Annotated in this window: 19 protein-coding genes; all 19 read right to left on the reverse strand. The window is 35.9% G+C overall.

The features are described 5' to 3' along the window. Positions 1–3: 3 nt before the first annotated feature. The 19 genes from mutS to yfmF all read right to left on the reverse strand — a co-directional run bounded on the left by mutS (position 4) and on the right by yfmF (position 21,783). Positions 4–2,676, reverse strand: a complete 2,673-nt coding sequence (gene mutS, locus AC3WVZ_RS17380; RefSeq protein ID WP_000196021.1) for a DNA mismatch repair protein MutS — start codon at positions 2,674–2,676, stop codon at positions 4–6. A gap of 180 nt (positions 2,677–2,856) precedes the next feature. Continuing rightward, the gene (gene cotE, locus AC3WVZ_RS17385; protein WP_001288799.1) at positions 2,857–3,399 is read right to left on the reverse strand and encodes an outer spore coat protein CotE; all 543 of its coding nucleotides are present in this window, start codon (positions 3,397–3,399) and stop codon (positions 2,857–2,859) included. Between the two features lie 125 nt (positions 3,400–3,524). Beyond that, positions 3,525–3,956: a YlbF/YmcA family competence regulator gene (locus AC3WVZ_RS17390; protein WP_000870461.1), complete on the reverse strand. Its 432-nt coding sequence runs from the start codon at positions 3,954–3,956 to the stop codon at positions 3,525–3,527. Positions 3,957–3,959: 3 nt separating this feature from the next. Then, complete coding sequence (miaB, locus tag AC3WVZ_RS17395; protein ID WP_001005386.1) at positions 3,960–5,489, reverse strand: tRNA (N6-isopentenyl adenosine(37)-C2)-methylthiotransferase MiaB; 1,530 nt, start codon at positions 5,487–5,489, stop codon at positions 3,960–3,962. Between the two features lie 430 nt (positions 5,490–5,919). Further along, positions 5,920–6,786 (reverse strand): 2-oxoacid:ferredoxin oxidoreductase subunit beta, encoded by an 867-nt coding sequence (locus AC3WVZ_RS17400; RefSeq protein WP_233935204.1) that lies wholly within the window; start codon positions 6,784–6,786, stop codon positions 5,920–5,922. Further along, positions 6,773–8,530 (reverse strand): 2-oxoacid:acceptor oxidoreductase subunit alpha, encoded by a 1,758-nt coding sequence (locus tag AC3WVZ_RS17405; RefSeq protein WP_142408144.1) that lies wholly within the window; start codon positions 8,528–8,530, stop codon positions 6,773–6,775. Before AC3WVZ_RS17405 ends, AC3WVZ_RS17400 begins: the two co-directional genes overlap by 14 nt. A 224-nt stretch (positions 8,531–8,754) precedes the next feature. Then, a complete protein-coding gene (locus AC3WVZ_RS17410; protein WP_000688045.1) occupies positions 8,755–9,678 on the reverse strand; it encodes a dipeptidase in 924 nt (307 codons plus the stop codon). Between the two features lie 59 nt (positions 9,679–9,737). Continuing rightward, positions 9,738–9,998, reverse strand: coding sequence for a stage V sporulation protein SpoVS (gene spoVS / locus AC3WVZ_RS17415; RefSeq protein ID WP_000404341.1), 261 nt, complete (start codon positions 9,996–9,998; stop codon positions 9,738–9,740). Positions 9,999–10,147: 149 nt separating this feature from the next. Beyond that, positions 10,148–10,942, reverse strand: coding sequence for a TIGR00282 family metallophosphoesterase (locus AC3WVZ_RS17420; protein WP_001221095.1), 795 nt, complete (start codon positions 10,940–10,942; stop codon positions 10,148–10,150). Positions 10,943–11,104: 162 nt separating this feature from the next. Continuing rightward, the gene (rny, locus tag AC3WVZ_RS17425) at positions 11,105–12,667 is read right to left on the reverse strand and encodes a ribonuclease Y (protein WP_000204911.1); all 1,563 of its coding nucleotides are present in this window, start codon (positions 12,665–12,667) and stop codon (positions 11,105–11,107) included. 482 nt (positions 12,668–13,149) lie between these two features. Then, positions 13,150–14,181, reverse strand: coding sequence for a recombinase RecA (gene recA / locus AC3WVZ_RS17430; protein ID WP_001283860.1), 1,032 nt, complete (start codon positions 14,179–14,181; stop codon positions 13,150–13,152). Positions 14,182–14,324: 143 nt separating this feature from the next. Continuing rightward, entirely contained in the window at positions 14,325–15,563 is a 1,239-nt protein-coding gene (gene cinA / locus AC3WVZ_RS17435) for a competence/damage-inducible protein CinA (protein WP_000990690.1), read from the reverse strand. Between the two features lie 20 nt (positions 15,564–15,583). Beyond that, a complete protein-coding gene (pgsA, locus tag AC3WVZ_RS17440; protein WP_233935206.1) occupies positions 15,584–16,162 on the reverse strand; it encodes a CDP-diacylglycerol--glycerol-3-phosphate 3-phosphatidyltransferase in 579 nt (192 codons plus the stop codon). A 64-nt stretch (positions 16,163–16,226) separates the two neighbouring features. After that, a complete protein-coding gene (locus tag AC3WVZ_RS17445) occupies positions 16,227–17,138 on the reverse strand; it encodes a helix-turn-helix domain-containing protein (RefSeq protein ID WP_233935207.1) in 912 nt (303 codons plus the stop codon). Between the two features lie 21 nt (positions 17,139–17,159). Next, positions 17,160–17,945 (reverse strand): DUF3388 domain-containing protein, encoded by a 786-nt coding sequence (locus AC3WVZ_RS17450; RefSeq protein ID WP_000574107.1) that lies wholly within the window; start codon positions 17,943–17,945, stop codon positions 17,160–17,162. A gap of 138 nt (positions 17,946–18,083) precedes the next feature. After that, positions 18,084–18,332, reverse strand: a complete 249-nt coding sequence (locus tag AC3WVZ_RS17455; RefSeq protein WP_000114450.1) for a DUF3243 domain-containing protein — start codon at positions 18,330–18,332, stop codon at positions 18,084–18,086. A 75-nt stretch (positions 18,333–18,407) separates the two neighbouring features. Next, a complete protein-coding gene (ymfI, locus tag AC3WVZ_RS17460; RefSeq protein WP_000759604.1) occupies positions 18,408–19,121 on the reverse strand; it encodes an elongation factor P 5-aminopentanone reductase in 714 nt (237 codons plus the stop codon). Positions 19,122–19,221: 100 nt separating this feature from the next. Beyond that, the gene (gene yfmH, locus AC3WVZ_RS17465; RefSeq protein ID WP_000411976.1) at positions 19,222–20,508 is read right to left on the reverse strand and encodes an EF-P 5-aminopentanol modification-associated protein YfmH; all 1,287 of its coding nucleotides are present in this window, start codon (positions 20,506–20,508) and stop codon (positions 19,222–19,224) included. Beyond that, positions 20,509–21,783: an EF-P 5-aminopentanol modification-associated protein YfmF gene (yfmF, locus tag AC3WVZ_RS17470; RefSeq protein WP_233935209.1), complete on the reverse strand. Its 1,275-nt coding sequence runs from the start codon at positions 21,781–21,783 to the stop codon at positions 20,509–20,511. It abuts the gene before it with no gap. Positions 21,784–21,866 lie beyond the last annotated feature (83 nt).

The following is a 21,866-nucleotide window of genomic DNA, read 5'->3' on the forward strand; positions in this document are numbered from 1 at the left end:
TACTCATCCTTTCTTTAACTTTTTCTGTAAGCGATACAATTCGTTCATCGCTTCTAAAGGTGTCATATCAAGTAAATCGATTTTTTTAATTTGCGCCAATACTGCTGTTTCTTTTTGATCTAGCAGAGGTTTGTCTTGTTTCTTCGAAGACTGTTCTCCTCCAAAGAAAGATAGTTGCGATTCTTCTTCAGTCTCTACTTTCGTTTCCTGTATTTCTGCTATTTCCTCTTTTACAACTACAGGTTCTGGAGCAGCTTCTTGTACTTTCACTTCTACTCGTTTTGGAATAATAATTTCTTCCTGTCCTTCTAGCTGTGCTAACACTTCTTTCGCGCGGGCGATTAAGCTATCTGGAAGCTCTGCAAGTTGCGCAACGTGAATTCCGTAACTTTTATCAGCTGCCCCGTCTTGAATTTTATGAAGGAATACTACTTTTCCATTCTCTTCAATTGCTGAAACGTGTACATTTTTCAGTTGATCTAAACTCTCTTCTAACACAGTCAATTCATGATAATGCGTAGAGAATAACGTTTTTGCACCAATTTGGTCATGAATATGTTCAATGATTGCTTGTGCAAGTGCCATACCATCATAGGTAGATGTACCTCGTCCAATTTCATCGAATAAAATTAAACTTCTTTCTGATGCGTTTGCAATTGCATTTTTCGCTTCTAACATTTCGACCATAAATGTACTTTGACCTGATATTAAATCATCCGCTGCACCAATTCTCGTAAAGATTTGATCAAATACAGGTAATACTGCTTCTGTTGCTGGTACGAAACAACCGATTTGCGACATAACAGTTACAAGTGCTAATTGTCTCATATACGTACTTTTACCAGACATGTTCGGTCCTGTAATTAAAAAGACATCCATCTTCTCTGGCATAATACAATCATTCGGTACATACAATTTCCCGTTCAATACTTTTTCAACGACAGGATGACGACCATCTTTAATAAAGATTTCACGCTTCGTTGTTAGTACAGGTTTTACAAACTGTTCTTCTTCACTAACTGTCGCAAAACTTTGCAGTACGTCTAATTCACTAATTACTTTTGCTAAATGTTGTAATTTCGGAATAAATACTTTTACTTCTTCACGAAGCGCTGTAAATAAATCGTATTCTAGTTGTACAATTTTTTCTTCTGCTTCTAAAATTAACGTTTCTTTTTCTTTCAGTTCATCTGTAATAAAACGTTCAGCATTAGCAAGCGTCTGTTTACGTTCATAGCGACCTTCTGGAAGTGCTGCAAGATTCGCTTTCGTTACTTCAATGTAGTAACCGAAAATACGGTTGTATCCGATTTTTAACGATTTAATTCCAGTAATATCACGTTCTCTTTTTTCAAGCTCAGCAATCCACGTTTTCCCGTTTTTACTCACGTAACGATATTGATCAAGCTTGTCATTATAACCATCTTTAATAATATCTCCATCTTTAATTGAAAGCGGTGGGTTTTCTTGAATACTTCTTCCTAGTAATTCTGTTAAGCTTTCACATGGATCTGCACCTTGAATTAATCTCGATGCATAAGCGTTATCTAACAAACTAATTGCTTCTAAAATAGCTGGCACTTGAAGTAATGAACGTCTTAATTGTAATAAGTCTCTTGCATTTACGTTACCAAATGCAACTTTTCCTGCTAAGCGTTCTAAATCATATACTTCTTTTAACTTTTCTTTTAAATCTTCACGTAAGAAGTAATCATTTACAAACGTTTCAACCATTTCTAAACGCTCTTCAATTCTTTCTTTCTGTATAAGTGGACGTTCCATCCACTGTTTTAACATACGACCACCCATAGCTGTTTTCGTCTTGTCCAATAACCATAATAGTGATCCTGTTTTTTCTTTCGTCCGAAGTGTTTCTGTCAGTTCTAAGTTTCGCTTTGAATGTACATCAATTTTCATAAATTGATTCGTATAATAAATTTCTACTGGTTGCAAATGATCTAAAGAACGTTTTTGCGTTCTTATTACATAGTTAAATAAACGTCCAACTGCTTTAATTAATTTTGCTTGTGAAACATTTTTCACAAGATGTTCTAATCCTTCCGGAATTGCCGTTGCATCTTCATACGAAATCGTCATTTTCAATGTTTCAGTTAACTTGTTTAGTTCATCTTTAGAAAATGAAGAATCAACAACAATTTCTTTCGAACCAGTTGCATACACTTCTAATAAAATATCTTCTACTGAACCAGTCAGTAACGTTACTGTATTTTGTCCAGTCGTTAAGTCGTTACAAGCTAATGCATATGATCCATCTTCAAAATGTGTTAATGCGGCTAAGAAGTTGTTTTCTTTCTCATCAATTGTACGCCCTTCCATCATCGTTCCTGGCGTAATTAATTGTACTACTTCACGACGTACTACACCTTTAGCTGTTTTCGGATCTTCTACTTGCTCACAAACAGCTACTTTATATCCTTTTTCAACAAGTTGTTCAATATAGTTTTTAGCCGCATGATATGGTACACCGCACATTGGTATACGTTCACTACTACCACCATCTCGGCTCGTTAATGTAATTTCAAGTTCATGGGCTGCTTTAACAGCATCCTCAAAGAACATTTCATAAAAATCGCCTAAGCGAAAAAATAAAAAGGCATCTTGATAATCTGCCTTAACCTTTAAATATTGCTGTATCATAGGCGTATATTGAGTCATACTTTTCCTCCATAATTCTTACATGATAATCTATTTTCATATATGTCGCATTTCACGGACACTCTTATCTCCTATTTCAGGAGTCTTTCTTCATTATAACATATTTCATAAAGAATCATGTTCATTCAGCGCCACTTATGTAAAGTAAAAAGCTAGGAAGAACTTCTCCCTAGCTTTCTATTACTCTTCTTCTGCATCAACGATAAAGTTCGGATCTAATTCTTCAAATTCATCATCAGCAATTTGGAAATCATCATCTGATTCTACGCAACCTTCAGGATTTACACTTACACAAATTTTCGTTTCTCCAACTACTTCTGTTACAAATTCACGTTCTACAGTTACAACAATTTTATTACCATTTGGTGATACAAGTGCTTCTAAACAATTTGGCGGCTGAATAACACGAGCAATAATTTCTAAATCGTCACCAGAAAAGTTTTTATCACGATAACCAATACTTACTTCGTCCGTGTAGTTCACACGTTCTGTTACAACTTCAGTCTTTGTATTTCCATCAAATGAATACCAAGTGTTCACATCATAGAAACCTTCAATTTCCACATGTTTTCCATTCTTTCTTGCTTCGTACGAGTGGTTAATTACCCAGCACCCTAAAATACTTGTTGGCTCATTATTCGATTCACATGTATGCGTTGACTTTGTATACTTACGTCCTTTTCCAACCACTGCTTTTGTAATAATCTCTCTAAATTCGGACATTCGTAACCCTCCTCAATCACTATTCACTTAATCATATGCGTGACAATAGCGGAATGTGTCATTCTTTTTTTTGAGAAGACCTTACGTTTCATCCACAAAAAAAGAGATGTCAATATGACATCTCTTTAACAACCACAATTTCCTTTTTTACTTTCTACTGCTGCGCCAGTTTCACCCTTTAGTACATCGCCACCAGTTGAAATTAATATTTCATCTGTTACGTTGTTAGAAATTGTACTAGCAACTAACTGTAATAAGTCATTTACGTATGTTTGTGAAGATTTAAATTGTTGTACGACTGGAATACTGTCTAACTTATCTTGCAATGCATCAATTTCAGCTTCTACCTTTTTTAAAGCTTCCCATTTCCCGTAATGTTGCAAGTTTACTGCTTGTTTTTGCAGTGCTTTAATTTCATCGATTGCGCGCTTTACATTTTCATTTTTATGAATTTGCGCCTCTGCTTTCTTAAAAAAATCAACTTCTTCTGTTTCAGAAATCATTTTTGCTAATTCTTTCGCTTGTTCAACAATGTCATCTTTCGAATATACTTTCATCTATTATTTCACCTCAATCGGCTCTTCAACTAATTCCCCGTTAAGAGACCAAGTTTTTGCTTCCGTTATTTTTACTTTCACAAGCTGACCAATTAAAGATTTTGAAGCGACGAAGTTTACAAGTTTATTCGTACGAGTATAACCTGCAAGTACTTCCGGATTATTTTTACTTTCCCCATCAACTAACACTTCTACAATTTGACCTTTGTAACGACTATTCTTTTCAATTGCCAACGTATTTACTAGTGTATTTAAGCGTTGAAGACGTTCTTTCTTTACTTCCATCGGTACATTATCTTTCATTTTTGCAGCTGGTGTACCTTCGCGAGGAGAGTAAATGAATGTAAAGGCAGTATCAAACCCTACTTCACGATATAACGACATCGTTTCTTCAAATTGCTCATCTGTTTCATTTGGAAAACCAACGATAATATCTGTTGTTAATACTGCATCTGGAATTGCTTCTTTAATTTTTCTTACAAGTTCTAAATAATGCTCACGCGAATATTTACGTGCCATAATTTTCAGCATATCCGTACTTCCAGATTGAACTGGTAAATGGATATGTTCTACTAGGTTGCCACCTTTGCCAAGCACTTCAATTAAGTGATCATCGAAATCACGTGGATGGCTCGTTGTAAAACGAATACGGGCAATATCAACTTTACGAAGTTCGTCCATTAAATCGCCAAGACCGTATTCTATATCTTCAAAGTCTTTACCATATGCATTTACGTTTTGACCAAGTAAAGTAATTTCTTTATAACCATTTGCAGCTAAATGACGAATCTCTTGGATAATATCTTCTGGACGTCTACTTCGCTCTTTTCCGCGTGTATACGGTACAATACAATACGTACAGAATTTATCACAGCCATACATAATATTTACCCAAGCTTTAATATCACCACGACGTACTTTCGGAAGGTTTTCAATTACGTCACCTTCTTTTGACCATACTTCAACTACCGTCTCTTTCGAGAACATCGCATCTTTTAGAATGTACGGTAATCTATGAATATTATGCGTTCCAAATACCATATCTACATGCTGATTTTTTTGCATAATTTTATTTACAACAGATTCCTCTTGAGACATACAACCACATACACCAATTAAAAGGTCTGGATTTCTTCGTTTGAGTGACTTTAAATGGCCTAGCTCACCAAACACCTTATTTTCAGCATTTTCACGAATTGCACAAGTGTTTAATAAAACTACATCTGCATCCTCAGTTGAAAAAGTTGGTTCATATCCAAGTGCGGTGAAAATGCCTGCCATTACTTCCGTATCATGCTCATTCATTTGACAACCATATGTACGAATATAGAACTTTCTTCCTGTACCAAAATTGCGAAACTCTTCAGGTAAGCCAAAATCCCGTTCAATTTTAACTTCTTCTTTCCCGCGCTTTTTCGCATCCTTTAAGGAAGGTGGTTGATATACACTTTCAAAGTATTTACTATAATCTTTCTCTTCTTTTTTCGTAGAGGAATTTGCTTGTTGACTTGCTAATCGTTGTTGCTCGTTCATTGGTAATCTCCTTTCACCCTTAACTATACATACTCTATAGTCCATTTTAATGCGCCTAGACTCACCTCAAAAATGGTTAGATAGCTTGAGAGATAACTTGTCCTTTGAAACTTGAGTAATCAATCTAATCATTCATAAGAATGAAGTCTTCCCCACGCAAATAGACATTCCCTTTTTATCATTTCTTGTTGTCCTACCAAAAAGCATATTGCTTTATCCCTATAAACATTACCATAGTATGATGTATTTCGCCAATTTTAACAATAAAGAGGCCCTTTATTATCTTACATTTCATAAGCAATGAACTTGCCATTTTCATACAACGATTTATATATTATTTTATCATTCTGAATTTTCTAAGTAAATAAGACTATCCTATATTTTTGTACATAAAAAAAGGTTACCAAATCGGCAACCTCCTCTTCTTACATTACATAAATTCAGCAACAAGCTCATCAAACATTTTCTGATCCATATTTAAATCAGATTTCACTAAAGGCTCTTCACTATAGCCTTTAACAAGTTCTTGATATGATGGTTGCTTAGTATTTTGATAAATTAACCCTGTTACTAAACCGTTATTTTCCATTAAAGTTTGCATAGCCATCATGCGATTAGATGGATCATATCCCTCTACTGTGCTTAGTTTCGTTAAATTCTCTTTAAACCAATCGTAAGTATTTACTTTATTGTAAGTAACACATGGGCTAAATACGTTAATTAATGAAAATCCTTTATGGTTAATACCAGCTTCAATAATTTGTGTTAATTCTTTTAAATCACTCGAAAAGCTTTGCGCCACAAATGTCGCACCAGCTGTTAAGGCCATTTCCATTACATTTAGTGATGGTTCAATTGAACCTTGTGGTGTGCTTTTCGTTTTAAATCCAGATTCACTACGTGGTGAAGTTTGCCCTTTTGTTAATCCGTAAATTTGGTTATCCATTACGATGTACGTAATGTCGATATTACGACGAATAGAATGGATTGTATGACCCATACCAATCGCAAATCCATCACCGTCACCACCTGAAGCGATAACTGTTAAATCACGATTTGCCATTTTCACACCTTGCGCAATTGGAAGGGCACGACCATGAATACTATGCACACCATATGAATTAATATAACCTGAAATACGGCCTGAACAGCCGATACCAGAAATAACAGCAAGTTCATCTGGATTTAGGCCAACGTTAGCTGCCGCACGTTGAATTGCAGCTTGCACTGAGAAGTCTCCGCAACCTGGGCACCAGTTTGGCTTTACACTGTTACGAAAGTCCTTAAATGTTGCCATTTAATACAACCCCTTTTTTGCATTCGTTGTAAATCTCTTTCGGCAAGAATGGGTTTCCATCATATTTTAAAAGACTAGAAATTTTCTCACCATTACCAAGATTCATTTTCATAATGTTAGCAAGCTGACCTGTTGCATTGTTTTCTACTACTACAACACGCTTCGCCTTTTTCACAAGTGGATCGATTTCAGCTGTTGGGAACGGGTGAATTAAACGCACATGAGCATGGTTTACTTTCATACCCTCTTGTTCTAAACGCGTCATTGCTTCTTCGATCGCACCACGAGTTGAGTTAAATCCAACAAGCAATACGTCTGCTTCTTCATGCTTAACATTTTTATAAACAGGGGTATTAAACTTCAAGTTCTCCATTTTACGGAAACGTTTGTCCATTTGATCTTTACGGTTTATTGCTGATTCCGATGGTTTTCCAGTTTCATCATGTTCTACACCTGTAACATGGTGAACACCATTTTTCATACCAGGTAAAACACGTGGTGAAACGCCGTCTTCTGTTACTTCATAACGCTTGAAGTATGCTTTATTTTCACGTTCTGGTAATTCTACTTCTAAATCAAGCTTACCACGACGAATTTCCACTTTATCTAATTTAAGTGGTTCTACTGTTTGTTTTCCTAAAGAAAGCTGTAAATCTGTTAAGAAAATAACAGGAACTTGATATTCTTCAGATAAGTTAAATGCTTCTACAATGTCATAGAAAGCTTCTTCAACTGTACTTGGCGCCATTACGATTTTTGGAATTTCACCATGCGTACCGTAAATCATCGCCATTAAGTCAGACTGTTCTTGCTTAGTTGGTAATCCTGTACTTGGGCCGCCACGTTGTGTATCAACAATTACTAATGGAGTTTCTGTAATACCTGCTAAACCGATTGCTTCCATCATTAATGAAAGACCTGGACCAGCAGATGCCGTTAATGTACGAACACCAGCATAGTTTGCACCGATTGCCATTGTACAAGCTGCGATTTCATCCTCAGTTTGGATTACTGTTCCGCCGACTTTCGGTAATTTTTTAATTAAGTATTCCATAATTTCTGATGCAGGTGTGATTGGGTATGCTGACATAAAACGAGCACCACCAGCTACCGCACCAAATGCGATTGCATCGTTCCCAATCATAAACATGCGTTTTTGACCATCAGCTTTTTCAAGCTGCATCATGTTTACTTTCTCACCTAGTAATTCTTTCATATATTGAGAGCCACGTTTAATTGCGTCCATATTCTTTTGAACGACTTGCTCTCCTTTACGACCAAAGATTTCTTCAACAACATCTAAATAAGCTGTTTCATCTAATCCTAATACTGCACTTGATGCTCCAACAGCAACCATGTTTTTCATTAATGATGTGCCTAATTCTGAAGCAATATCTGTAAACGGTATCACATATAGATTTACATCTGTATTGTCGGGTATTGTTGGATTAAATTTCGCATCCGCAACTACAATTCCACCTGGACGTAGTTCGTGGAAATTAAAATCAATTGTTTCTTGGTCAAAAGCAATTAAAATATCTAAATCATCTGAGATCGCGCGTACTTCTGTTGTACTTACACGAATTTTATTATTTGTATGGCCGCCTTTTATACGTGATGAGAAGTGGCGGTAACCGTATAGGTAATATCCTAATCGGTTTAATGCAATACAGAAGATTTCTCCTGTACTTTCAATTCCTTCACCTTGTTGGCCTCCAACTTTCCATGAAAGTTGACTAATCATCTCCTACACCCCTTTTGGCTGCATTCATTGTAGTGTATTTTTTTACAGTAATAGTTTAGCATTTTTTATGCAAATAAACTACAACGGACGCAAATTATGCCTCTTCTGATTTCCCTGAATCTTTAGTATAAAGCTATTTTGTTTTTCATTCTAGTATTAGGTCTTAAAAAAAGCAATAAAATCAAATGAATTAATTTTAATTTTTCTGAATTTTAAACCAAAACTTAAAAACTCATATGTTCTACAAAATTATCATATAAAAATCGTTCTACAGTAGATGCAGCATAGTGTTTACAAAGCTCATTCATTACATTTTCATAATCTCGATAAACTGATACATTTACAACTGTTTCTAAAATCCCATCAAAATCTGAACCAAATCCTATATTGTACTCTCCACCTAATGAACAAATATATTCGATATGTCTTACTATATCTGTTATATTTGCTTCATTTTCATTCGTTAGAAACTGCGGTACAAAAGTGACACCGATCATGCCATTTTTCTTTATAAGAGCTTTAAGTTGTTCATCGTTTAAATTACGTGGGTGCTCGCAAAGTTTCATACAATTTGAGTGGGAAGCAATAGGATTTTTTGCAATCTCTATAACATCCCAAAAACTTCTTTCATTCAGATGAGACACATCAGTCCATACATGTAGCGCATTCAGTTCTTGTACAACCTGTTTACCAAAATTCGTTAAACCCGCCCCACGTGTCTCTAGCGCACCATCAGCTAAGAGATTGGCATAATTCCATGTTAGTCCAAAAGAACGTACTCCTAGGCGATACAACAACCGTAATTTCATTGCTTCTTTTCCAATTGCTTCGCATCCTTCTAGTGTTAATATCGCTCCAACCTCGTCCTGTTTTAACATGTTAATATCATCTTTTGTCTGAATAAACTTTACACCTGGTAGGGATAAAATTTCATTATAAAAAATATCTACCATTTGTAATGCTGCTTCAAATCGGTTTTCATATGCCACTGTTTCTGGTACATATATAGCAAAACATTGTATACTTCCTTTTCTTCTCTTTAACTGTTCAAATGTAATATGTAATTGTGAATCATCGTTAAAATTCCTTTTCCCTTGTGCACTCCATAACTGAAGAAGCACGTCACAATGAGCATCAAAAATTTTCATTTTCATTCCTCCATTATAAAAACAACCTGTTTGCATACTGCAAACAGGTTGTTTAAAACTTAACGAGGTTCTACAATTAATTTTATTGCTGTACGCTCTTCGCCATCAATCATAATATCTGTAAACGCTGGGATACAAATCAGGTCCAAACCACTAGGCGCTACAAATCCTCTTGCGATTGCTACTGCCTTTACCGCTTGGTTCAATGCACCTGCACCAATAGCTTGAATTTCTGCTGTTCCGCGTTCGCGAATAACACCTGCAAGTGCACCAGCTACAGAATTAGGGACCGACGTTGCTTTAACTTTTAATATTTCCATTCCGCGTTTCCTCCTCGTTTCTTTAAAAAGTATTAGCAATTATTTCACTTTAACTTATATTCACGAGGAATGGCGCGTATTCCTGCTAAATTTTCGTAATTTTTCTAAAAAATTAAAATATAATAACTTATCTAAAATTTAACGGGAATTTACTCAAAAAATGGTTGATCGTCATTAATTAAAATACGTTCAATTTTCTTTGCTTTTCCTGTATTTGGATCCACATCAATTAACACTGCACTTAATTGCGTTCTACCATTTGTTACTTCAAATCGTACTGGTAAGTTTGTTAAAAACTTCTTCAATACTGCTTCTCTATCCATACCTAATATTCCATCATACGGCCCTGTCATTCCAACATCTGTAATGTATGCCGTTCCGCTTGGTAAAATACGGTTATCTGCTGTAGGGACATGCGTATGCGTACCTACTACTGCTGTAGCACGTCCATCTACATACCAACCTAGCGCTTGTTTTTCACTTGTAGTTTCCGCATGGAAGTCAACAAAGATAATATTCGTACGTTTTTTCGCAATATTAATTAATTCATCCACTTTACGGAATGGACAATCAATCGGAGGAAGGAAAGTACGTCCTTGTAAGTTAATAACTGCAACTTCTGTTCCATTACAGTTCACAAAGATAAGTCCTTTTCCTGGAGTTCCTTCTGGGAAGTTAGCTGGTCTTGCAAGATATTTTGCATCATCGATGAATTCAAATACTTCACGATTATCCCAAGCGTGGTTTCCAAGTGTAACTGCTTGCGCCCCACATTCTAAAAAGTTTCGATATATTTTTTCTGTAATCCCACGGCCACCTGCTGCGTTTTCTCCATTAATGATTGTTACTGTAGGTGTATATTTTTTCTTTAATGCCGGTACGTATTGTTGAATCATACCTCTACCAGGAGATCCTACTACATCCCCAACAAATAATATTCTCATATGTCTTACCCTTTCTATGTACTGCATTTTTTATTGCTATAGCATCAAGTAAATTCCTTATAATATGTTTATTATAAGTTTGTTTCACTTTTATACTATATAACTAACTGTCTTTATTTTATCCAATTCCAACACAAAAAAATAAAGTGGTGTTTCACCACTTTATTTTGCGTATTCCACTGCACGTGTTTCACGAATAACAGTTACTTTAATATGTCCTGGGTAATCCAGTTCATTTTCAATACGTTTTCGGATATCACGAGCTAAACGATGAGCTTCTAAGTCATCGATTGTATCTGGTTTTACCAAAATACGAACTTCACGTCCTGCTTGAATTGCAAATGACTTTTCAACGCCTTCATAAGACTCTGAAATCTCTTCTAACTTTTCAAGACGACGAATATAGTTTTCAAGTGTTTCACTACGAGCTCCCGGTCTTGCAGCTGATAAAGCATCTGCTGCTGCAACTAAAACTGCAATGATAGAAGTTGGTTCTGTGTCACCATGGTGAGATGCGATACTGTTTATAACTACAGGATGCTCTTTATATTTCGTTGCAAGTTCAACACCAATTTCAACGTGGCTTCCTTCTACTTCATGGTCAATCGCTTTTCCGATATCATGTAATAGACCTGCACGTCTTGCTAGTTTTTCATCCTCGCCAAGCTCTGCCGCCATAAGTCCAGTTAAATATGCAACTTCCATAGAGTGTTTTAAGACGTTTTGACCATAACTTGTACGGTATTTTAAACGACCTAAAATTTTAATTAAATCTGGATGTAATCCATGAACACCCACTTCAAACGTTGTTTGCTCTCCGACTTCGCGAATATACTCGTCCACTTCACGTCTTGATTTTTCGACCATCTCTTCAATACGCGCTGGGTGAATACGTCCGTCCTGTACTAGTTTATCAAGAGCGATACGAGCTGTTTCACGACGAATTGGGTCGAATCCAGAAAGGATTACTGCCTCTGGTGTATCATCGATAATTAAGTCAATACCCGTTAACGTTTCTAACGTACGAATATTACGACCTTCACGCCCGATAATACGTCCCTTCATTTCGTCATTTGGAAGATTTACAACCGAAACGGTTGTTTCAGCAACATGATCAGCTGCACATCTTTGCATTGCAAGAGATAAAATCTCTTTTGCTTTCTTATCCGCTTCTTCTTTCGCGCGAACTTCACTCTCTTTTACCATAACAGCGATTTCATGAGAAACTTCACTTTCTACTTTACCAAGAATAATTGCTTTCGCTTGTTCGCGTGTCAGATTGGAAATGCGCTCTAATTCTGTTTGTTGCTTTTGAACTAACTCTCCCACTTTGCTTTCCAACTCTTCAATCTGTTGTTGTCTCGCTACAAGAGATTCCTCTTTCTTCTCTAACTGTTGCTCGCGTTTATCGAGCGTTTCGTCTTTACGATCAAGGTTCTCTTCTTTTTGCATTAAACGATTTTCTTGTTTTTGTAATTCGCTTCTACGGTCACGAATTTCTAATTCAGCTTCTGTACGAAGTGTATGAATTTCATCCTTTGCTTCTAAAAGCGCTTCTTTCTTAAGTGCTTCAGCATCACGATTCGCTTCGTCTAAAATACGTCTCGCTTCATTAGCCGCACCATTAATCTTCGCTTCAGCAATAGACTTTCGAACAAAAAAGCCAACAACTGCACCGACTGTTGCAAGCAAAATGGAGATGAGTATCCAAACTGTACTCGTCATGATTTCACCTCCCCTTGCTATGAATGAAAAAAGACTGTCGGCATGTACATTGAATTACAACATACAGCAAAGACCGTCGTCCCGCTTTTTTAAGGGACTTTCTTCATTTCACAATTAAAATGTCATATTATTATTTCGGTAAGATTTAAACCTTACTCCGAATATTACTTCTCTTCTTGAGAAGAGTATATTGTATATAAGAAAAAATATACATTCTCATTGTATCTATCGTAATTTTCATTGTCAAGCGTTGTCTACTTTTACTTTCTTTGCCTTCAGCCTTGAATGTGACCTAAATTTTAAAAGTAAGGAGCCTACTATACTGGAAAACCTTAGTAATTCCCATTTCTTTTACTTAAAATATTTATATATCCCTCTTTACACAACGCATTTGAAGTAAAAAAATATTTTTTATCTATAGTATTATGCTCCTTAATAGTAGATAAAAAAATAAAAGACACGAGGCCGTGTCTTTTATTTTTTTAATCAAGAAGAGTTGAATCTTCTGCGCCCTCAGCACCAGAATCTTCACTAATTCCGTGATGCTCACGAATAAAGAAAGCAATTTCTTCTCTTAAATCTGTATTTTCTTTTAAGAACTGCTTCGAATTTTCACGACCTTGTCCTAGGCGTTCTTCATTATAAGAATACCAAGCACCGCTCTTTTGAACGATATCAAGCTCAGAAGCCATATCCAAGATTTCACCTTCTCTTGAAATACCTTCTCCGTACATAATATCAACTTCAGCAACACGGAATGGTGGTGCTACTTTATTTTTCACTACTTTTACTTTTGTTTTATTACCAACGATGTCGTTACCTTGCTTTAATTGCTCCGCACGACGCACTTCAAGACGAACAGTTGAATAGAATTTCAACGCACGACCACCTGGAGTTGTTTCTGGGTTTCCGAACATAACCCCAACTTTTTCACGAATTTGGTTAATAAAGATTGCAATTGTTTTTGATTTGTTGATTGCTCCTGAAAGCTTACGAAGTGCTTGTGACATTAAACGTGCTTGTAAACCTACGTGTGAGTCACCCATGTCGCCTTCAATCTCTGCTTTCGGTACAAGAGCTGCTACAGAGTCAATTACGATAATGTCAACCGCACCACTTCGTACAAGTGCTTCCGCGATTTCTAATCCTTGCTCCCCTGTATCAGGCTGTGATAATAGTAATTCATCTATGTTAACGCCTAATTTTTGTGCATATACAGGATCCATTGCGTGCTCCGCATCGATGAATGCTGCTTGTCCACCTTGACGTTGTACTTCTGCAATTGCATGTAATGAAACTGTCGTTTTACCTGAACTTTCAGGTCCGTAAATTTCGATAATACGGCCACGTGGATATCCGCCTACCCCTAGTGCCACATCAAGTGCTAAAGAACCACTAGAAACCGTAGAAACTCTACGCTCCGCTTGTTCTCCTAATTTCATAATTGAACCTTTACCGAATTGCTTCTCTATTTGTTTTAACGCCATATCTAACGCTGCTTGACGATCACTCATTCAAAATTCCTCCTTAACTGAATTGCTAATCTTATTATACCTATTTTCAATTCAATTTGCCAACAAAAATCGAACATTTATTCGATTTTTTTATTTTCTATCAAATAATATCTAAATTTAACCGTAAAAAAACTAGAAGAAACTTATATCTCTTCTAGCTTTTTATATAAATGATAAAATCCATATTTTGCTGTTCGTTCTCTAATTTGTTGACGACTTCCGCTTAAATTAAGAGGAAAGACTACAGTTGGTTCATCCTTAATCGAAAGCCCAACAAATACTGTTCCTGGTTCTTTCTGTTCTGAAGCATCTGGCCCTGCTACCCCAGTGAAACTAATTCCAATATCCGCTTTTAGTACATCCTTAACATTTTCAGCAAGATAACGAGCACATTCTTTACTAACTGCACCATCAGTATGCAACACTTCTTCAGGCACACGTAAAACATATTGCTTCACATCATTATGATAACAAATGACACCGCCTTTAAACACAGAAGAAACACCAGCGTTTTCAGTTACTTGATTTCCAAAAAGACCACCTGTTAAACTTTCTGCACACGCTAAAGTTAACCCTTTTCTCTTCAATAACTCGATTGCCTTATAATGCAAAAATTCTTGGTCATATCCGTAGAAAAATTCTCCTACTCTTTCTAAAATCAAATCTTCCACATGTTGAATTAGTTTCTCCGCTTCGCTAACATTTTGATGCTTAGCGGTTAAACGTAATGTCACTTCTCCATCATTTGCTAACGGGGCAATTGTTGGGTTTGTTTGTCCATCAATTAAATCTTGAACTTTCACCTCTAATTGGGACTCCCCAATGCCGAAGAAACGAAGCACACGAGAATAAATGTTTTCTCCTGTTGTAAAATTACGTAAAAAAGGCTCTACGTAACTTACATACATTGGTTTCATTTCTTTTGGCGGCCCTGGTAATAAAATATAAACTTTTCCGTTCTTATTTACCCCCATACCCGGCGCCATACCGTGGTCATTTGCAAATACTGTTGCTCCATTTAAAACGAGCGCTTGCTTTTTATTATTCTCCGTAAACTCACGGCCTGTACGCTTAAAGTAATTACTTATTAAGGCTAATGCCTTTTCATCATACACAAGCTCTTCATCTAAACTAGCAGCTATCGTTTCTTTCGTTAAATCATCTTTTGTCGGTCCTAATCCACCTGTAAAAATAAGTATATCAGCACGTTCTTCCGCAGCTTCAATCGCCTTTTGCAATCGCTTATTATTATCACCAACAACAGTATGATAGTACACGTTAATTCCGATTGAAGCTAACTTTTCAGATAAAAACTGGGCATTTGTATTTGCAATTTGTCCAAGTAATAATTCAGTTCCAACCGCAATAATCTCAGCATTCATCCCAATTCCCCCATAAACTTCTATTTTGAGTTTACAAAAGCAGCTCTATTTTTCCAGAAATAATCCCATCCTGAAATAACAGTAAAGATTAATGCAATCCATATGAAGATATCCGCAACTGGAATATGGATTAAATTTAAAGGTACATCGTGTAATAAATATGCTGCAATCGCAATAATTTGTGTCCATGTCTTAATTTTTCCTAGCTGGTTTGCTGCAACTACTTCCCCTGTTCCAGCAAGTACAAGACGTAAACCAGTTACCGCAAACTCACGACTGATAATTACAATAACAATCCAAGCCGGTACATATTGCATCTCTACCAATGTAATAAGTGCTGCCGAAACAAGTAATTTATCAGCTAACGGGTCAAGAAACTTCCCTAAATTCGTTACAAGATTATATTTTCTTGCGTAATGTCCATCAATCCAATCTGTAGCTGAAGCAATGATAAAGATAAGTGCCCCCACTAAATGTTGAATCGGTAAATCAACATCATCAATTTTGTATGAACCCCAATCAAAGGGTGCTAACATAATTACCATAAAAATTGGAATTAAGAAGATTCTAGATATTGTAATTTTATTTGGTAAATTCACAGCTATTCCTCCATCATATCAAAAACATTTGTTCATCGAAAAAAAGTCATCGAAGCGATGACTGTTATTGTGCAGGTTGCTCTATCCCTTGGTTTTTTATCACCAATCTTTGGTGAAGTTCTTTTTCTGGATCCAATGGATAAGCGACCACTTGGCCATTCAGTTTAACTTCAACATTCGTTGCATTTCCAATATTAAGTCGCACTTCTTTTAATGTTGATACATCACGTTTTTCTATTTGGCCCTCTTGTACTGTAGCGTTTAGAATCACATTCCCAGCATCATCTTTAACATCTACATAACTCGCACCTTTACCCGATAATTCCAGTTCTAATGTTTTATTATTATGAATTTCCAAAGTAGATACCTTTCCAGTTGTTCCAACTACTTTCACTTCTTGCTGTCCAGTTGGTTGTGCTGGTTGCTCCTCTTTCTTTGGTTCTTCTTTCTTTGGTTCCTCTTTTTTTGGCTCTTCCGCTTTCACTTCATCTTTCTTCGTATCTAACGGAGAATCTTTCGCTTTTTGAACTTCAATTTTCTCACTTTGAGCACTCGGAACTTTTTCATCACCTTTTCCAGTTAACGCTTGAAACACAAACCAGATTACCACTCCAACTGCGATTACTAACAGCGCAACTAAGATTTTCGGCATGTGATCTGCAATTGGCCATGATGAAGATTTTTGCATTGTTTCTTGTGTTTTTTGTCCCGTTGATACTTGTGGAACTTCACGCTTTTCAGATTGTGGTATCGTACTCTGATGTTCTACGAGCAGTTCCTCTCCATTTAATCCAACCGCATCTGCGTATTGTTTAATGAATGCACGCGCATAAAAAGCTCCTGGCAATACATCATAATTGCCTTCTTCAATTGCCACTAAATGGCGTTTTTGAATTTTTGTAATCTCATGCAGCTGATCAATAGACAAGCCTTTCGCTTCTCTTGCTTCTTTCAGCTTTTGTCCCAATTCCGTCACTACTAACACCTCAATATTTCTTTAAAAGTCAAACATAGAGAAATTATTTTGCGTACCTTGCTCAATTTCATCTACTAAATTATATTGAATTTCTTCATCATAATCGTTACGCAACTCGATAATATAATCAAAATCATCCAATGTGTATTCTGACTGACTCACAAATACATCAGGATGTTCCACAACTTTCGTTGCAGGCAATCTCATAATTTCACGAACGAGCTGCCAATGTCTTTCGTTAGCACGCTTCGTTGACACAATTCCATCTAGGATGAAAATATTGTCATCGCTATACTCATCTTCAATTAATTGACTACGAACAGTTTGCTTAATAAGAGTAGATGATACAAATAACCACCTTTTATTTGCACAAACACTTGCAGCAACAATGGATTCTGTTTTTCCGACACGAGGCATTCCGCGTATCCCAATTAGTTTATGGCCTTCTTTTTTCATAATTTCTGCCATAAAGTCTACAAGTAAGCCTAATTCATCACGCACAAATCGAAATGTTTTCTTATCATCTGCATCTCGTTGTATGTACCTACCATGTCTAACCGCTAGCTTATCTCTTAGCTTGGGCGGACGATATTTCGTTACCGTTATGTTATCCATCGTATTTAAAATTGATTCAAGTCTAGAGATTTGCTCTTGATTATCACACATAAGAAGTAACCCACGTCGTGCATTATCTACACCATTAATTGTGACAATATTAATGCCGAGCATACCGATTAACGAAGAAACGTCACCAAGCAAGCCAGGTCGGTTTTTATGTATTTCATATTCAAAATACCATTCAATCATCCAAGATCACTCCCCTTGCTTACTTTACACCTACGTACTATATTATATGATTTCACCTTAATAGGGAAGCTAAATGTATAATCTACCCTGTGTAATTATTATACAAAAAAAGTAGAGAGGAGAATCTCCTCTCTACTTTTACTTATGTTGTACGAACTTAACCATTAAATTTGCAATTGTATGTTGCTCCTGTTCATCAGCAACTTTCCAAAGCTCAGCTAATAATTTCTCTTGGTCATTGCGTCCTTCTACCTCATTAGCAAGATAGTCGCCAACACGAAACGCCATATCTGATACCGCACCGCCATCTAAACCTTTGTCTTGCGCTTGCTCTAAACGTTCTCCTAAAAAGCTCTTCCACTGATCAAAATTATCTAATACTGACATAATTAAGCACCTCACTATTGAGTAATAAAATCATCCTTAATTTGTGCAACTATTCATTTTTTATGTAAGAATTTTTTAGCAGTGCCAACCGCCATTCACTCCGATAATTTGTCCAGTTATGTAAGACGCTCCTGGTGATACGAGGAATGAAACTGTTTTCGCTACTTCTTCTGGTAATCCTATTCTACCTAATGGTATATCTTCAGCAATTCCCATTTTATCTTCTTCAGAAAAAACACTTAACATTTCCGTTTCAATTGCTCCTGGTGCTACTGCATTCACACGTAATCCACTTAAAGAAACTTCTTTCGCTAAAGCTTTCACATATGAATTTTGTGCCCCTTTTACCATTGAATAAAGCACTTCACAAGAAGCCCCTATTTGTCCCCATATAGATGAAACAATTACAATATTACCACTTCTTCTCCCGATCATAGGCGGAAGTGCCATAGAAAGTAATTTATATACGTTCTTCACTTGAAGTTCTACCATATAATCCAATTCATCGTTTGTTACATCTGTTACTAGTCCAAAAATACTCTTCCCAGCTGCGTATACAATAACATCAATAGGATGTTCAATTTGTCCCCACAATTGCTCTGCTCCATCACTAGAAGCTAAATTCGCTTGAACAGGGATAACTTCTCCCCATGCCTTCTGCAATTCCAATACCTTTTCTTCACTGTTATTGTAATGAACATAAACTGTATATCCATCTTGAATTAATTGTTTCGAAATAGCAGAGCCAATTCCTCCGCTCCCTCCAGTTACTAACGCATACTTTTTCATAAAGTCCCTCTCTTATCTCTACAAGTTCAATTTTCACATAACTAAATAATACCCTCATCTTACAATTTTTCAATGATAAGATGAGGGTATCTTTTTAATTTTATTTTTTCGGTAACACCTGACAAATACTCATTTTGTCTTCTGATAACAATAATTTCGCTACTTCTTGTAAGTCTTGAACGGTTAGTCCTTCTAATACAGTCAATGCGTCAAATAGGCTAGATTCATTAAACGCGTATCGTGTAAATTGATTTGCAATATATTCTGGTGAATTCAACGAGCGTAAAAAACCACCAATTTTCTTTTTCTTCACTCGTTCTAATGCCGCCGCATCTAATTGATCATAATCTGTTTTTAATAAAATATCTTTTAAACGATTTGCCAATTCATCAGGTTGTTTCGTATCACCGCCAACCATTGCAAAACCGAAGTTATTTTCTTCTGTATAGTCATACGAGAATGAATCATCAATAAGCCCTTCATTATATAAAGTTTCGTAATGAACAGAACTTTTCCCAAATAAATAATCTAAGAGTAACGTAAGCGCAATTTCTTGTTTTAAAAGCGCTTGCCCCTTTTCCTTTAAATTAGTCGCTTTAATACCAACTAAACATTTCGGTGTTTGCACAGGCATTGAAATAATTTTTTTCTTTTCATTTACCTCATTTGGTTCTTCTTCAAATGAACGCACAATTTCTGGCTGGTTTTTATAATCTTTTTTCGCTTGATTTTCACGTACTAAATCCATTGTTTTCTCTGGATCAATTGCACCCACAACAAATAATAACATATTGCTCGGATGATAAAATGTTTCATAACATTCATACAATAAATCTTTCGTAATTTTACTAATAGATTCGATTGTCCCTGCAATATCAATTTTAATTGGGTGTTTTACAAACAAGCTATCAATTAACCCGAAGTACAAACGCCAATCTGGGTTATCTTGATACATTTGAATTTCTTGCCCAATTATCCCCTTCTCTTTTTCAACCGTTTTTTCAGAGAAATAAGGCTCTTGCACGAAGTTTAGCAATGTATTTAAATTTTGTTCTACGTTTGAAGTACATGAAAAAAGGTAAGCTGTTCGTGTAAAGGATGTAAAAGCATTTGCCGATGCTCCTTGTTTACTAAACAATTGGAAAGCATCGTGATCTTCTTTTTCAAATAATTTATGCTCAAGAAAATGTGCAATTCCATCAGGCACACGAATCATTTCTTCTTTCCCTAATGGTACAAATGTATTATCTACAGAACCATATTTCGTCGTAAACGTCGCAAATGTTTTATTAAATCCTTGTTTCGGTAAAACATATACATCTAATCCATTAGGAAGTTTTTCATAATAGAGTGTTTCTTTTAATTGCTCATAAACAATTTTCTCCATTTACTCTCCCTCCGTTCCTTGTAAAAAGTAAATTGTGTCTAGTTCAATATTTTTAGCAACTTTTACAATTTCTTCTTTCGTCACACTTTCTATACCTGTAAGCCATTCTTCAACTGGACGTGTACGATTTGAAATAATACCATGATATAGCATTTCTACAAAGCCACGTGGTGTATCAATTGCCTCTAATATTTGATTTTGGATGACACTTTTTGTTTGATGTATTTCTTCTTCAGAAAACTCTCCGTTTTGCATCGCAAGCATTTGTTCTTTAATAATCTCAACTGCTTTTTCATAATTTTTCGCTTCGATTCCTGACATAACAAATAATAAACCTTTATGACTTTCAAAGCGCGATGCTGCATAGTACGCTAAACTATTTTTTTCACGCACATTTACGAATAACTTCGAATGAGAAAAGCCACCAAACAATCCATTGAACAATTGCAATGCAAAATAATCTTCATCTTTATATGTGACAAATGTACGATAACCGATGTGTAATTTACTTTGTTTTAATTCTTGTTTTTCAACAACTTCTTTTTCTGCATTATTTCGTCTATGAAGGAGTACATTTCTTTCTCTCACTGGACGAGTTGAAATAGAAAAATACTTACTTACAAGATCAACGGCGTTTTCTGAAATATCACCAATAATATATAGATCCATTTCATCTTCCGCTAACACCTTTTGATAATATTGATACAAACTTTCATTTGTAATAGACATAACACTCTCTGTTTTTCCATTTGCACTTAAACGATACGGTTCTACTTTGCACATTTCTTCAATTAAACGCTCGTTTGCATAACGCATTTTATCATCATAAGTAGCTTCAATTCTCTGTAACAGTGCTCTTTTTTCACTTTCTACGATAGAAGATAGGAAACCGTTCCCCTCCGTTGCTGGATGTAACACAATATCTGACAACATAGAAAGCGCTTTTTCAAATAACGGTGGTGCATCATGTAAATAAACTTCATTTGCAATGTCTACATAAATGGAGATAATATGGTCTTCCCCTTTTTTACTTACATCTACCGCTAAAGAAGATCCGTATAATTCTTCTAAATATTGACGAAGACGAATTACAGAAGGTAATTTTTCTGTCGCACTTTGCAATACGTATGGCAATAGGGCACGCTCTGTCACCGTCTCCTCATTTAAAGGCGCTTTAAAACGAAATACAAAGGTATTCGTTTTATATTTATCAGTCGGAATAATATGTACGCGCAAACCACCTAACTCATGTAGTTGTTGTTCCATTAGTTTCATTTATAGCCCTCCTTTACGTATATAGGAATATTCCTCTTCAATATACAGTTTTTAGAAATAAAAAATCAACTTTTCTCCCTTAT

The organism is Bacillus sp. CPT56D-587-MTF, assembly GCF_058792335.1.

Excerpts from the sequence above, each read along its gene's own strand:
- miaB (WP_001005386.1), bottom strand. The coding sequence starts at position 5,489 with ATGAACGAGCAACAACGATTAGCAAGTCAACAAGCAAATTCCTCTACG.
- AC3WVZ_RS17405 (WP_142408144.1), bottom strand. The coding sequence starts at position 8,530 with ATGATTAGTCAACTTTCATGGAAAGTTGGAGGCCAACAAGGTGAAGGA.
- recA (WP_001283860.1), bottom strand. The coding sequence starts at position 14,181 with ATGAGTGATCGTCAAGCAGCGTTAGATATGGCGTTAAAACAAATAGAG.
- AC3WVZ_RS17410 (WP_000688045.1), bottom strand. The coding sequence starts at position 9,678 with ATGAAAATTTTTGATGCTCATTGTGACGTGCTTCTTCAGTTATGGAGT.
- spoVS (WP_000404341.1), bottom strand. The coding sequence starts at position 9,998 with ATGGAAATATTAAAAGTTAAAGCAACGTCGGTCCCTAATTCTGTAGCT.
- yfmF (WP_233935209.1), bottom strand. The coding sequence starts at position 21,783 with ATGAAACTAATGGAACAACAACTACATGAGTTAGGTGGTTTGCGCGTA.
- rny (WP_000204911.1), bottom strand. The coding sequence starts at position 12,667 with ATGACGAGTACAGTTTGGATACTCATCTCCATTTTGCTTGCAACAGTC.
- cotE (WP_001288799.1), bottom strand. The coding sequence starts at position 3,399 with ATGTCCGAATTTAGAGAGATTATTACAAAAGCAGTGGTTGGAAAAGGA.
- ymfI (WP_000759604.1), bottom strand. The coding sequence starts at position 19,121 with ATGAAAAAGTATGCGTTAGTAACTGGAGGGAGCGGAGGAATTGGCTCT.
- mutS (WP_000196021.1), bottom strand. The coding sequence starts at position 2,676 with ATGACTCAATATACGCCTATGATACAGCAATATTTAAAGGTTAAGGCA.
- AC3WVZ_RS17390 (WP_000870461.1), bottom strand. The coding sequence starts at position 3,956 with ATGAAAGTATATTCGAAAGATGACATTGTTGAACAAGCGAAAGAATTA.
- AC3WVZ_RS17450 (WP_000574107.1), bottom strand. The coding sequence starts at position 17,945 with ATGATTGAATGGTATTTTGAATATGAAATACATAAAAACCGACCTGGC.
- AC3WVZ_RS17455 (WP_000114450.1), bottom strand. The coding sequence starts at position 18,332 with ATGTCAGTATTAGATAATTTTGATCAGTGGAAGAGCTTTTTAGGAGAA.
- AC3WVZ_RS17400 (WP_233935204.1), bottom strand. The coding sequence starts at position 6,786 with ATGGCAACATTTAAGGACTTTCGTAACAGTGTAAAGCCAAACTGGTGC.
- cinA (WP_000990690.1), bottom strand. The coding sequence starts at position 15,563 with ATGAATGCTGAGATTATTGCGGTTGGAACTGAATTATTACTTGGACAA.
- AC3WVZ_RS17420 (WP_001221095.1), bottom strand. The coding sequence starts at position 10,942 with ATGAGAATATTATTTGTTGGGGATGTAGTAGGATCTCCTGGTAGAGGT.
- yfmH (WP_000411976.1), bottom strand. The coding sequence starts at position 20,508 with ATGGAGAAAATTGTTTATGAGCAATTAAAAGAAACACTCTATTATGAA.